Below are 13807 nucleotides of genomic sequence, written 5' to 3' on the forward strand. Positions count from 1 at the left end.
TTGTCCATCTCGACCCCGATGGTGCCGCGGTCGAGCTTGCGGTCAGCAAGCTGTGCCGAGAGGTAATCCATCGGGTGACGCTCGGTCGATTGCACGTAGTGGTCCGGGTAGCCGATGATGTTGGCGGGGTCCATGAAACAGGTCCTGAGAGCGCCATTGGCATCCTGCCCACGCCCGTACCAGATCGGCTCGCCGTCCATTCCCAGCACGACGCATTGATGTACATAGAAGGACCAGCCGTCATAGCCGGTCAGCCAGTTCATGTTGGACGGATCAGAGACAATCAGCAGGTCGAGCTCGCGCTCGGACATGGCGGCGCGGGTTTTGGCGATGCGGCTCTCGAACTCAACGCGGGAGAAATAGAGCTTCGGTTCTGGCATGGAGATATGTCCCGTATTCTTAGCTGGTAAAAGTGGCGCCGAGGCCTACAGCCCCGGCCCGCTGACGTGCAAGCGTGGCAATCGCAGTGTCCTGCACACCGGTACCGGTCAGGTCGGCGATGATGAGGTCACTATCGGACTGGCGGCCGGAGGCCTTGCCCGCAGTGATGTCACCCAGTTCGGCAAATACCTGATCAGCGGAAACAATACCCGCCTCGATGGCGCTGCGCAGCTCGCCCTTGACGGCGCATTGCAACTGGCTGTCCGGCACGTAGATATCCGCCCGGCCAAGACAGGCCGGGTCCAGCTCGACCTTATGTTCCTGATCCGAGCCCATGGCGATGACAAGCTGTCCGGGCTGCACCCAGTCGCTTTGGACCAGCGGCGTGGACGAGGGCGTCGTGGTGACGACGATATCGGCCGAACCCACGGCATCCGCCGCATCGGCGCTGGCGGTCACGTCAATGCCCAACTCATCGCGGAGCTGCGCCGCAGTTACTTCGGCCCTGGCGACATCGCGCGCCCAGATCACCGCGCTTGTGATCCCCCGCACGAGCATCAGCGCCTTGAGTTGCAGCCGCGCCTGCACGCCCGCGCCGAGCACACAGACGCGGCTCGCATCCTGCCGCGCCAGATGGCGTGCTGAAACCGCCCCTGCCGCAGCCGTGCGCACATCCGTTAGGTATCCATTGTCCAGAAGCAGCGCCTCGAGCACGCCCGTAGTGCTGGAAAACAGCACCATCAGACCGGAGGTGCTGGGCAGGCCCAGCTTTGGGTTGTCAAAAAAGCCGGGGCTCATCTTCATTGCAAAACTGTCGATGCCGGGCACATAGGCGGATTTTACGCAAACCTCGCCGTTATGATCGGGCACCAGCAGCGTCATGATCGGCGGCATCACCACCTTGCCCCCGGCCAGCGTGGTGAACCCCTGTTCGACACACTCCACCGCGTCGAGATCCAGCGGCACCAGTTCGCGCAATTCAGCTTCGGTCAGTATCTTGATATCCGGCATTTACCCCTCCCCCGAAGTCGCCTGTGTCACGTCCACATCCTCGCCGGAGATGATCCGGTGATGCAGCTTCATGTCGATATTCTGCCCGCTCACCAGCACCACGCATTTCCCCGGGGTCTCGATCTTGCCGCTCATCAGCGCGGCGATGCCCACACTGCCCGAACCCTCGATCACCTGCCGCTCCTGCCAATAGGCGTGGCGAATGGCTTGTGCGATCTCGGCCTCGTTGACCAGCACGACCTCGTCCACCAGGTCGCGGGTCATGGCGAATGTATATGCATTTTCCAGCCCGATGCCGCCGCCCAGACTGTCCGCAAGCGTTGCCAGTTCCGGCACCAGAACGGGCTTGCCCGCCTGCAGGCACTCGTACATCGCCGCGCCGCGCTCCATTGAGATGCCGATGACCCTTATGCCGGGCCGCCGCGCCTTGAGCGCCGCCGCCACGCCCGAGATCAGCCCGCCGCCCGAGAGCGGCACCAGAACGGTCTCGACCTCCGGCATCTGATCCAGCAGTTCCAGCCCCAGCGTGCCCTGACCGGCGATGATATCGGGGTGATCGAAAGGCGGGATCATGGTCATGCCTTCCTCGGCGACCAGCCGGTCCACCTCGACCTGTGCATCGTCTTGCGAGCGCCCTATGATGCGCACCTCGGCGCCCTGCGCCTTGATCCCGTCGATCTTGTTCTGCGGTACCAGTTCCGACATCGCCACGATGCAGCGCACCCCGGCCTGTGACGCCGCGTAGGCCAGCCCGCGCCCGTGATTGCCGGTGGACACACCGACCACACCCGCGGCTTTCTGCTCGTCGGTCAGCGAGAGCACCGCGTTGGTCGCGCCGCGCAGCTTGAAACTGCCGGTGATCTGCATCTGCTCCAGCTTCAGATGGATATCGCCCCCGGTGATCTCGGACAGTGCGGGCGAGGCGACGGTCATCGTCTCGCGTACCCGGCCCCGGATGCAGCCGCGCGCAGCGGCAATGTCCTGAACGGTAATAGTCGTGCTCAAGGTCGTGATCCGTTTCTTGTTGTCTATAGGTCGAAAATTCGGCCTTCGCCAGTGATCGTGGTGGTCAGGGACAGGTGGCGCAGGGTGCGCCAGACCATGGCCTGGTTCGAGGTCACAACCGGCACGCCTATCTGTCCTTCGATCCGCCCCGCGCATTGTGCCGCCCTGAGCGCAGTGCAGGAGATAAAGAGCGCTTCGGCCTGCGGGTGCATCGCCTCGGCGCCGGCGGCAATAACGCACTCCTCAGACACCCGCGCCATTTCCCGGTCGTCATTCATGCCCAGACAGGCGGAGGAGACGACCTCGAGCCCGTTGGCCTCGAAGAACCCGACCAGCTCGTCGGTTACGTCCACGGTGTAGGGCGTCAGTACGCTGATCCGGCGCACGCCGAGCGCGGCAAAGGCATCAAAAGCGGCAGAGCTCGGTGTTACGCAAGGCGTGCTGGGTTTGGCCGCGTTCAGGTGCTTTTCCACCACGTCATTACCCAAAACCACCGACGCCGCGGTACAGGCATAGGCGATCACATCGAGCGCTTCGCCGGGAAATATCTGCGCCGCCGCCTCGGTCAATCGCGGCCCGGTTTTCAGCAGGCTCGCCGGTGTCGTCGGATTCTCGAAGGCGATGCGGGTGGCATAGACGCCGACCTGAGCCGGGTCTATGAGCCGCGAATAATCCCGCTCGGTGGTGTGATCCGTTGCCAGCGCCACCAGCCCGACGCGGAAGGGCACCGGACGGGGGTCAAGCTGCACCGGGCAGGGTGACAGGGTGGATTGGATATCAAGCGCCATGCATCACCTACACCACCAGAACCGGCGCTTTTGCCAGGCTCGTGACCTTATGCGAGACGCTGCCCAGAAGCACGCCCTCGAGCGATCCCAGCCCGCGACTGCCGACAACGATCAAATCGTTGCCATGCTCTTCGGAAAAGCTGACGATGGTGCGCGCGGTGGGTCCACCCTTGACGAAGGCGCGGATCTTCTCGCATCCGGCCTCGCGGGCGATGGCGGCACCGTGTTCGGCGACCTCCTTGGCGTGATTGCGCATGATTTCGTCAATATTATCAGGGTCTCCCGCGTGCAACGTGTACATCGAGCCCTCCAGCACGGAATGATGCCGGTAGAGCGTCAACACCGTCAGCTCCGCGTCACAAAGCGCGGCCAGCCCGGCGGCCGTGCGCAGCGCGTTGACCGCCCCGTCCGAGCCGTCGAAGGCAGCAAGTATCGATGTGAACATGGCTTCGCTCCTTTACTTGGGGAAGGCGACGTCACGCAGGAACAGCGCCACCTGCGGGAAGAAGATCAGCAGGACCGACACCATCAGCAGCATGATCACGAAAGGCGGCGTGCCCCGGATTACGTCCAGATAGGGCCGTTTGAACACCGCCACCGCAGTGAAGATATCGCAGCCGAAGGGCGGCGTGGCCGAGCCGATCGCGGCCTGCAACGTCACCAGCGTGCCCACCAGGATCGGATCGAGCCCGGTCTTTTCCACCACCGGCGCAAAGATCGGCACGAAGATCAGTATCACCACGATCGGGTCCACGAACATGCAGCCAATGAAAAAGGCGATGGCGATGGTGAAGAGCACCCCGACCTGCCCCATCTCATCAATGCCGAGCGCACCCAGGATCTGCTGCGGGATCTGCGCAAACGACAGCACCCAGGCAAAGGCCGCCCCGGCACCGACAAGGATGAAGACGACCGCCGTGACCATGCCGGTCGACAGCGCCACCTGATAAAGATCGGTGATCTTCATCGTCCGGAACACCACGGTTTCCAGAAAGACCGCATAGGCCACGCTGATCGCCGCCGCCTCGGTCGGGCTGAAGATGCCGAAGAAAATGCCGCCGATGATCAGCACCGGAAACCCAAGCGGCCAGAGCGCGCGTTTGACCGCCTCTGCGCGTTCGCACCATGTGGCGGCGGGCTCGGTCGGCACGTCTTTGATCTTGGCGTAGATCATCGAGTAGATCGAGAACATGACCAAGATCAGCAGACCGGGCCCCAGACCGGCGATGAAAAGCTCGGGGATCGAGGCCTTGGCCACCACGCCGTAAATGATCATGCCGATGCTGGGCGGGATCAGGAAGGCGATATCGCTGGAATTGACGATCAGCGCCAGCACGAAACTGTCCTTATAGCCGCCCTTCAGCATGCGTGGCCTGAGCGGCGTGCCCACCGCAACCACCGTCGCCTGGGTCGAGCCAGAGACCGCGCCGAAAAGTGCGCAGGCCGAGGCGGTGCTGACTGCCAGCCCGCCGCGTACATGGCGCACGAAGGCCATGACCATGTCGATCAGCCGCCCGGCGGATTGCCCGCGCGTCATGATATCGGCAGCCAGAATGAACATCGGCACCGCGATCAGCGACGAGGGGCGGATGCCGCCCAGCATCTGCTGGATCATGAACTCGGTCTTTTCGATTGTGCCAAAGAGCTCCATCACCCCGATAAACGCCCCGGCAATCAGCGGCACCATCATCGGAAAGCCCAGAAGCAGCAGGACGACCATCACGGAAAACATCACAAGGGCCATGATCAGAGCTCCAGTTCCAGTTCCCGCGCCTCGGCTTCGCGCAGATCGGTGGACAGGTAGATTTCGCGTTCCTGCAGGTTCTTGAGGAAGGTCAGCGCGTATTGAATACCGGTGACAAACAGCCCGATCGGCACCCAGAGGTAGCTGACATAGACCGGGATCCCGAGCGCCGGATAGACCCGCCCCTTGGCATACATGCTGAGAATGTACTGCACCGCGTACCAGGCCAGCAGCAGCATCAGGGCGGCGGTGACCGCGGTGATCACGATCATCAGAATCTTGCGGGCCTTTTCCGGCAGCGCGTCCGAGATCGCCGACATCCGGATATGCCTGCCGTGCCGCGCGGCATAGCCGATGCCCGCGAAGGTCACTAGCAGGATGAAAATGCTGTTCAGTTCTTCGGCGAAAATGATCGAATGGTTGAAGATGAACCGGCTGATTACATTCGTGATGGTATTCACTGCCATCAGGATCACGCCAACAGCCATGATCACGCGCTCCAGCGCGCCGATGCCCCGATCGATGCCGTCAATCAGCCCTGTCAGGCCCGATTTCTGTTGCGTCGCTTCGCCCATGATCTCTCCCCCCGGGACTGCGCAGATTTGCCGGATTGCTGATCCTCAATCCGTAAATTGCAGGGTCGGGCGGCCCGGTCACAATCGCGCAGGCCGCCCGAAATCGCTGGTTACTGCTGCGCCGCAACCAGATCCTTTTTCATCTGTTCGAGGATCGCCGCCCCACGCTCACCGGCACGTTCGATGAACGCCGCTTCGACCGCCTTGGCGCGTTCCTTGAACGGCGCGCGCTCTTCTTCAGTCAGACGGTTGATCGTGTAGGTTGGGTTGGTTTCCTTGATCTTCGCCAGCCCGGTCGCATCCAACTCGACCGCGACATCTAAGATATAGTCCAGCGCGGCCTGCGAGGCGCTCTGCACAAGGGCCTTATCCTCATCGCTCAACGCATCGTAGAAGTCGGCATTGGCCATCACCGCCGTGGTGTACTGGCCGTGGCCGGTATAGGTCATGACATTGGTCAGGTTATCCAGATCGTAGGCCTCGATCCAGATGGTGGGGTTTTCCTGCCCGTCAACCATCTTAGTCTTCAGCCCCCCGATCAGCTCGCCCCAGGGCATGGCAATTGGCGAGGCCCCGAAGGCCGTGTAGGTCTCGAGCAAGAGTGGCGAGGTCATGGTGCGGATTTTCATCCCGGCCAGATCTTCGGGTGTGCGGAATTCCTCCATCGTGGTGACAACCATTTCACCTTCCGGAAAGACCGACAGAAGCTCCAGGCCCTGTTCGCGATAGATATCGTGGAACATCTCGTTGATCGCCACGCTTTCTTTGAAGAACTTGCGCACCACTTCCGGATCGGTCGGCTGCACATAGGGCACCAAAAAGGCTTCGGCCTCGGGGATCAGTGCGCCGGTAAATCCCGGGGACTGGTCGATGAACTGCAGCAACCCGGCCTGGGCCTGCTCCATCGCATCCGCCGATTCACCCAGCGACCCAACGGGGTAGATCTGCACCGTGTGGTCCGAATTCGCCTCGATTTCTTCCTTGAACTTTGTGGCGTAGAGCCCCTGCGGATCAGTCAGCCCCTCTTCCATGGCATAACGCCAGTTGTCAGCCTGCGCGCCGGATGCGCCCAGGGCGATGGCGCTTGCCAGTGCCAGTGTTCCAACAGCGCGTTTCGTGAAATATCTCATCATTTTCCTCCCAGTTTTTTTGGCAATCATCCAAGCGGATGACGAAGCCCTAAAGGCTTTGCCCTGCGAGTCAATTATTTTATTGACGCAGTACAATTTTGGAAAATGTCAGTAGAGCACCTGTGGCAGCGGGTCATTCGGCCGCTCCAGCAGCCGTGCGATATTGAACACCGCCTGCCGGAAACGGTCGATCTCGATCGTGCTGCCCTTGGACAGGCGCACCGCGTTTCGGGGGGTGGCATTCGGAGACAGAAACGGCCGTTCGGGCGCCACTGAGACATTGAACTGGCTGGCGTATCGCACGAAATGGTCCGAGGTCCACGCCGCTGGCAGCCTCAGCCAGACATGCAGCCCGGTCGGGCAGCCCACCCACTCAAAACCCTGCAGTCCCTCGCGCAGAATGTCATGGCGTTCGCGCATTTGCTCGCGTTGCCACAGCGCCAGCTCCATCGCGGTGCCATCGGCCACCCACCGCGACGCAATTTCACCCAGCAGGGGCGAGGCCATCCAGCCAAACACCATCAGCCGCCCGATCAGGGTCGGGAACAGGTGTGGCGGTGCAACCATGTAGCCGATGCGTAGCCCCATGACGGTGCATTTCGACAGGGTAGTCAGGTAGACGGACCGCTGCGGCACCAGCGTCGAAACCGGAGGCGGACACCCCTCGATAATCGGTCCAAACGCATCGTTTTCAATGATGTGGAGGTCGTATTTCTCGGCAATATCCGCGATTTTCTGGCGCCTGTCCTCGGGCATGATATAGGCGCGCGGGTTGGTCGCGTTTACAAGTAAAAACAACACTTTTGGCTTCTTCTCGCGGCAGGCCGCCTCTAACGCTTCCGGCAAAATACCATACTCGTCCGAGGTAACCCCGACAAGCTGCAGCCCGAAATAGGCCGAGGCCGAGACCAACAGGTGATGCGCCACCATGTCGGTCAGCACCACGTCCCCCTGCCGCGCCAACGCCGAGAGAGCCGCGGACATGCCATGCGACACGCCATTGGTCACGATCACCGCCTCTTCATCGACATTCATGCCCATCTTCGACAACCAGATTTTTCCCGCCTTCCGGTGCTCCGGCAGCCCCGCATTTGGGCGGCAGGCCAGGTAAGTCCGGGGGTCGAGTTCCTTCTCCAGCCCCCGCAGCAAGGCCTGCATGCGATTGACATGCAACGCGCTGTAGACCGGCCGCGATATTGATAGATCAAACGTACCTTGCTGCCGCTCCTCGATATCAAAGGGCTGGTCATCGGCCTTCGCCGGATGCAGCACATAGCTGCCTCGCCCGATCTGTCCGTCGATCAGGTTCTGGCGGCGCAGATTGTCATAGGCCTTGCTGACCGTATGCACGCTCAACCCCAGTTCGTCGGCCAGCGTCCGGTGCGGCGGCAACTTGTCGCCCTCCTTCAGATTTCCGGCATCAATCGCCTGCACAATCGCCTTCGCTAGGCTCTCATGAAGCGGCGGCGAAAGTTCGTTTCTATCGGGGATCCAATTTGTCACGGTACAATTTCTACCGGTACCGGACGCGTCTTTCAACTTCCCAATTCGATTTTTTGTAGGATGAGCTTACATCTTGGCAAGACCTTTGAGAAAATGTCGTCCTAATTGTCCCGCGCTGTGTGAATTGGTCGCTTTCGATTTGCTGCGCGCCGCATGAACGGCAGTTTTTCCAGCCGCAGAGCGGCGCAATTTATCACGCTCTTGCAGCAAAATTAGTGCCGCGTGCGCACGCAGCGAGAATTTCAAATTCACAGGAGGGGCTCTGCACCCACTTTCGCGGCGTTTTGCCTGAACGCTGGCTATCGAAGCGCCAATGTCAGCGCATCGAACAAAGTTGCAGTTTCTCAGCTACATAGCCTGCGAGGCGAACGGCAGGTTCCAAAGCGCCCTCAACCTCGATTACGCTGCACCGACATCGGGCTGCTTGAGCCCAATTGCGTGATGCTGCAAACCGTCAGAATGGCTCAAACGCGCGTAAATCCGGCTGTTTGCTACATTCATAGCGACGCTGTCTACACACCCGCCGTTGGACCCTCATCAGCTTGATGGCACAGCTTGGGTCACACCAGTGTGTGAGGTGAATTTGCCAAACGTGGTTTCACGTTCAGATGTCCGGTTGAAACAATTGTTATTCCGGCGCATCTTCGATAGAAGAGCCCATGGCAACAAATACTCCCAACGTGACGGGTGTAAGTACTGGGCGAGGCCCGTTGCGACTGGTGACCACCCATTACCTTCGGCCAGCAGTGAGGTGACGGTAAGTTCGGAACACCGCCTCTAACGCGGCCCCTTGGCAACGACACCGAATGCCTTAGCTTAGTTGGGCCCAAGGCACCCAGCTTGGTATGGTAGCGAAGTTCATATGCTCAACTTCATCCCTACGTGGATTCGATCGACCGGTTTGGCTGTAAGTAGAATATGATCAGATTTGTTTACTTAGACTCTCGTTGAGCCGCAGCTACGGAAAAAATCTAGTACCCTCTGTGTCATGAAACCACGACTTGTTGCGATTTGAGGCAACTCGAAAGCACCACCATAGTTGAATTCGATCTCGACGGGACCGTCATCAGTAATCGCTATATCCTGTGTCGAATAACGTATTGGTTGATGAAGTGCTGCCACACGCTCATTCAGAGCCTGTATCTGCTGCCAATACGGCAGGATTTCCCCGATTAACGGCAAGCCGGTCTCGGGATGCAGTTCGTGCCGGACCAGTTCAGGTCCTTTTTTACCCACGATTGTAAGAACTTCTCCGGTCTCGACGTCCAGGTTACATACCAGATTGCCGGTGCGCCAAAAGTTGTCTGCGTCGTTCTGCGCCGAAGGCATTTTCAGAATAGCGTGGGGCGTCCAAAGCCCTTCATCCGTCCACATATTCACCATCCGCACGGTAGCAGTGGTCGGCGTGTATTGCCGCAGAAATGCGTGGTTTTGCACAAATTTCTGGATCAGGAAAACATGCTCGCCGACATAGTTACGAAAGAAATCCTGATAGCTGATCGGTTCTTTGCCCCGCAGGTGAATATGTGTGCTATCCGCTGCCTCGATTACAGTCGCACCCAGGCTCCAGATGCCGTTGTTGTACTTGCAGAACAACGGAAAAGGCAGACTATCGGTGAGAAGCGCTTGCAAAGCCCCGGGTGTACTGATCGTGTTGGCGTTTTGATACGCTCGCTCGCCCATATCCACGACCGCTAAGGTCTCTGGCTGAGGGGTTCCATCAGCCGCCAGAAACACCGAGCTTAGCCATTTGTCATCGGCAACAGCGGACCACCGCGTATCGATACATTCCGTGACGATGTGATCGTGCTGGTAGGCCGAGATGAATTCCTGTTTCTGCGCGTCCGTGTGGCGATCCAGATGGTGAAATCCATACTGAACATATTCGGCGAACTTCAGTTTCGATTTACCGCGCGCATATTTCATCATTTCTCGGGCGATTGCGAATTGACTGCGACCGCTGTTGCGCGACGCCTGAATAATCATCGCCGGGAGCGAGTAATCATCCTTGGCATGGTATTCCATTTCATCGCGTTCAACGACCGTACCAGCATTTACAATAACGTCTGTCATTCGAATTTCCTTCTTTTGTCGGGGGTTCGGCTCTGCAGGTTTCAGTTACCAGAAGAATGTCAGTGCGACCGCGTGTGCGATGCCCGCCATTGCAATTGAGATGCCCATGGGAAACCTGCCGCTGGCATGTGCGCCAACCCATTCGGCTGGCCCGTTCAATCCGACCTTTCGGTAGGTGATTATCGACAACGTGCCGATCAGGATGGAAGCGGACAGGATATAGGCAAACAAGGTCAAGCTCTGGCCCGGAATGAAAATGACCAGGGCCGGCAGTAATTTTGCATCTCCACCGCCCCAAACACCAAGACAAAACAACCCGAACCCAACCGCAAGAGTGACAATTCCCGCAAGTAACCGTGTCTGTATTTCTGCCAGCGGCAGTAATGGGCAGGTCAGGACAAACAGTATCAACGCAAGCATGACCAAAAAGTTCGGTATTCTAAGTTGTCTGAGATCGGTGAAACCGGCAGCGATCATGATCGGAAGAGCAAGAAAGAGAGGAAGCGCAACCATCGGTCAGGCCGATTTCTTGTTGTCGATATATTCATCGGCTGCATCTGAGAATGTCAGCAAATGAAACATTAGCTCCGCATGGCCGCGGGTACCCGTCTTCGCATATATGTTCCTGAGATGCGTTCGTAGCGTCGACATTGAAACGTGCAGTCCTTCCTGGACCTTTTCCAATGTTTGACCACGGCAGAGCATCAGACAGACCCGGTATTCAGCCCGGCTTAATCTGGCCGGGTTCTCGACGCTCAGGATCGGAGCAGAGTCGAGTTTGCCCGTAGGCTGGGCGGACGCACGGAAAACATAGTCTGTAACCAATCCCTGGGCCCGGTTCTTCCATGTTTCAGAAACGGTTGAGGCGACCATATTCAGTAGCGCATGATGCTCGAAATTCAGCTTGAACGGGTAATGAATTTCGATGAAATCCATTCTCTTGGCATCAGAGGGCAGTGGAATGATGACCAGTTCGGCAAAGTTCCTCAGCTTGTGAAATCGCAACAAAGCCGGGTCGATGTCGTGTTCAAGCATCGACTTGAACCACATTGAACCGGGCTTGGGTTTGTCAAAGTACGTCCCCAGAACCGCACGCGCAAACGATCGATCAAGCACCGACATTCCGGACTTTCCAGGCGTCTTGTCAAATACAAGAATTTTGTTTTTACCATCAGGCTCGCGCGACACCCGCGACAACGCGATGGCCTCGGCGCCAAGTCCTTCTGCCATCATATTCAGGGCATCTATCGGTGTGGCCTTCTTGTGAAGAAACTCACACCAATGCGCGATCGCGCCCACCATTCCTACTTCTCTGGCGCCACGACCGCCAGACGTATCACAAACCAATCCACTATGTCGCACCAAACACCCCAAAAACCATTACACATACAAGCTGCCGTTCTAAGCGCCGCCTGCCTCAAAAAATCTGCTTTCTAAATGAGCCGTACCATTGTGTGCGATATCCGTATTTTTTCAACAATTTGGCCATTGCATTTGGGAAATAGTTAATAATTCAACTAAAAGGTGTGGGCCGGTTCAAGAATCTTGGGTGATCGATGGATTATCCAGCTCAGGAGAACGGATTGTTTCCTATACCAATCCTTTAACCACCGTAGAACCGGATGTATCGAATCACTACCGGGCCTAGTGTCAGCAAGACCAGGGCGGGCAACATCAGCGATGCTAGGACCGCGGACATTTTCACAGGAAGCTTGTTCGCCATCTCCTGGGCCTGCATTTCGCGATAATCACGCATTTCCTTTGAATAGGTATTCAGGGCGTCAGACATGCTGGTACCAAACTGCATTGATTGCTGCACGACGTTGGCAAAGGACCGAACCGTTTCCACGCCGGTTCGCGTGGCCATGTCATGCATGGCGACATCACGGGATCTGCCCGCCTGAACCTGCATCTGAACCGTCAGAAACTCAAAGGCGATATCAGGCGAAACATTAACCAGTTCATTGCCCACCCGCGTCATCGCAGCATCAAAGCCCATTCCCGCGTCCACCGAGATCTGCATCAGATCCAGGGCGTTGGGAAAAGCCTCCTGAACACGAAGTTGACGTTCACTGACACGACCACGCAACCAATAGAGCGGAGCAAAGTATCCCATACCGACTAGCAGGGTGAGAACCTGAAAGATCTGTAAGGTGGTCAGCTGCGTGATGGCATCTGGCAATTCGATCGGCAGCATCAGGCCCGGCATCTTGCCGACGAATAGCACTGCCAGAAACAGGGCTGGTAAAACCAACGCCAGAACCGTGCGCACCAGGGTGAATTTCCAAAGCGCGCCAGCCCCAGCGTAACCCGCTTGGGCAAGTTTATCCTGTAGCTGTGAACGCTTCGCATCATCGTCTGGAACGAACGCTTTCATGATGCGTCCCGGTTTGTCGGAAAGTGGACGCAACAGCCCCTTGTTCAGCCGCGCCGTATAGCGGTCGCCCGCCGAGGCCGCCGACATTCTCTCGGCCGCCGGGTTCCGGCTTGTGACCAGCGTCGCAAACCCCAGAAAGATCAGAATCGCGCCAAAGCCAAACCCCACCATAACAAGCGTTTCCGGCGTAATCCCGAGGCCAAGTGCAATCTTATCCAAATGTTCAAGCATAACGAGGCTCCAGTGTTAAATGCGGAAATTCACGAGGTGCCGCAGGACCAGCGCGTTCAACAACGTGAAACCGACAACGGCGGCGGCCATCGGCATGAACAGCGCGTCGCCTGAAACGCCGCCGTAATAACCCGGTGTCATGATCGACGTCGCCACGAAGATGAACACCGGAAGCAGTGACAGGAACCAACCCGTCAACCGCCCCTCAGACGAGATCGCGCGGATTTTCCGACGCATGGAAATCCTGTTGCGGATCACCGTCGCAAGCGTCTGGACAACGGCGGCAAGATCACCGCCGGTGCCGTGCTGAATACCGATGCTGGCCGATAGGTAATGCACATCTTCAAGATCAACCCGATCGGCAAATTCCTGAAAGGCGTCCGTAAGATCATCGCCAAAATTGACCTGATCGAAAATGATACCAAACTCCGTCCCGATCGGATCGGGCATCTCTTTGGCGACTGCGGCGATGGAAGTGTTCAGCGGATGACCGACGCGCAGACCACGCGCCATGAGGTCAAGTGCATCGGGAAGCTGGCGGACAAGCCCGTCAAGCTTCTGGTTTCGGCGGCTGCGCACAACCAGCAACGGCAGAAGAAACCCAAGTGTCGCCGCCGCGGCAATCGCGAGCGACGGGCTGGTTAGACTGATACCAACCACCAGAACGACAATGAAAAGAACAAAGCACAAGAACATAAACGCTGCGGGTCGGATATTGAATCCGGCCTGCTGCAATGTCTTGGGAAGGTTTCCGACCAGTGGCAGTTTGCCCAGATATCCACTTTGTTCTTTGGGCTTGAGGATTGCCAGCAGCTCCTCGGTTGTGGAACCGCGCGCTATCATACGCATACGGCGGCTTTTGGCTTCACCGGTATTCTCGCGCCGGCTGACCATCTGCACCAGTCCGGAGAATACGAGCAGCACACCGACCGCCAGCGCCGAATAGACGACATACATCACGTCCTGCTCTTGCAATCCGAAATACATCG

The 13807-nt window shown here is 58.2% G+C and carries 15 protein-coding genes; all 15 read right to left on the reverse strand.

Features of this window, described 5'->3' with window-relative positions:
• Positions 1-380: aminopeptidase P family N-terminal domain-containing protein (locus LC334_RS21045; RefSeq protein ID WP_223413110.1), on the reverse strand; the 380-nt coding region annotated here is incomplete at its 3' end.
• Positions 381-399: 19 nt separating this feature from the next.
• Complete coding sequence (gene eutC, locus LC334_RS21050; RefSeq protein ID WP_085802347.1) at positions 400-1392, reverse strand: ectoine utilization protein EutC; 993 nt, start codon at positions 1390-1392, stop codon at positions 400-402.
• Positions 1393-2397, reverse strand: a complete 1005-nt coding sequence (eutB, locus tag LC334_RS21055) for a hydroxyectoine utilization dehydratase EutB (RefSeq protein ID WP_085802348.1) — start codon at positions 2395-2397, stop codon at positions 1393-1395.
• Between the two features lie 23 nt (positions 2398-2420).
• Positions 2421-3185: an ectoine utilization protein EutA gene (gene eutA / locus LC334_RS21060; RefSeq protein WP_085802349.1), complete on the reverse strand. Its 765-nt coding sequence runs from the start codon at positions 3183-3185 to the stop codon at positions 2421-2423.
• A 7-nt stretch (positions 3186-3192) separates the two neighbouring features.
• Positions 3193-3630: a universal stress protein gene (locus LC334_RS21065; RefSeq protein WP_085802350.1), complete on the reverse strand. Its 438-nt coding sequence runs from the start codon at positions 3628-3630 to the stop codon at positions 3193-3195.
• Positions 3631-3642: 12 nt separating this feature from the next.
• Positions 3643-4929, reverse strand: a complete 1287-nt coding sequence (locus LC334_RS21070) for a TRAP transporter large permease (protein WP_085802351.1) — start codon at positions 4927-4929, stop codon at positions 3643-3645.
• Between the two features lie 2 nt (positions 4930-4931).
• Positions 4932-5504, reverse strand: coding sequence for a TRAP transporter small permease (locus LC334_RS21075; RefSeq protein WP_085802352.1), 573 nt, complete (start codon positions 5502-5504; stop codon positions 4932-4934).
• A gap of 110 nt (positions 5505-5614) precedes the next feature.
• Positions 5615-6634, reverse strand: a complete 1020-nt coding sequence (gene dctP / locus LC334_RS21080; protein ID WP_085802375.1) for a TRAP transporter substrate-binding protein DctP — start codon at positions 6632-6634, stop codon at positions 5615-5617.
• 108 nt (positions 6635-6742) lie between these two features.
• Complete coding sequence (gene ehuR, locus LC334_RS21085) at positions 6743-8137, reverse strand: MocR-like ectoine utilization transcription factor EhuR (RefSeq protein ID WP_085802353.1); 1395 nt, start codon at positions 8135-8137, stop codon at positions 6743-6745.
• A 66-nt stretch (positions 8138-8203) separates the two neighbouring features.
• A complete protein-coding gene (locus LC334_RS21090) occupies positions 8204-8389 on the reverse strand; it encodes a hypothetical protein (protein ID WP_139836543.1) in 186 nt (61 codons plus the stop codon).
• A 684-nt stretch (positions 8390-9073) separates the two neighbouring features.
• Positions 9074-10210, reverse strand: a complete 1137-nt coding sequence (locus LC334_RS21095) for a sugar-transfer associated ATP-grasp domain-containing protein (protein ID WP_085802354.1) — start codon at positions 10208-10210, stop codon at positions 9074-9076.
• Between the two features lie 45 nt (positions 10211-10255).
• Entirely contained in the window at positions 10256-10723 is a 468-nt protein-coding gene (locus tag LC334_RS21100) for a prepilin peptidase (protein WP_085802355.1), read from the reverse strand.
• Between the two features lie 3 nt (positions 10724-10726).
• Entirely contained in the window at positions 10727-11512 is a 786-nt protein-coding gene (locus tag LC334_RS21105; RefSeq protein WP_085802356.1) for a helix-turn-helix transcriptional regulator, read from the reverse strand.
• A gap of 301 nt (positions 11513-11813) precedes the next feature.
• Positions 11814-12818, reverse strand: coding sequence for a type II secretion system F family protein (locus LC334_RS21110; protein ID WP_085802357.1), 1005 nt, complete (start codon positions 12816-12818; stop codon positions 11814-11816).
• Positions 12819-12833: 15 nt separating this feature from the next.
• Entirely contained in the window at positions 12834-13805 is a 972-nt protein-coding gene (locus LC334_RS21115; RefSeq protein ID WP_085802358.1) for a type II secretion system F family protein, read from the reverse strand.
• Positions 13806-13807: the final 2 nt, after the last annotated feature.

It is taken from the genome of Roseovarius aestuarii (assembly GCF_019966515.1).
Classification (GTDB): domain Bacteria; phylum Pseudomonadota; class Alphaproteobacteria; order Rhodobacterales; family Rhodobacteraceae; genus Roseovarius; species Roseovarius aestuarii.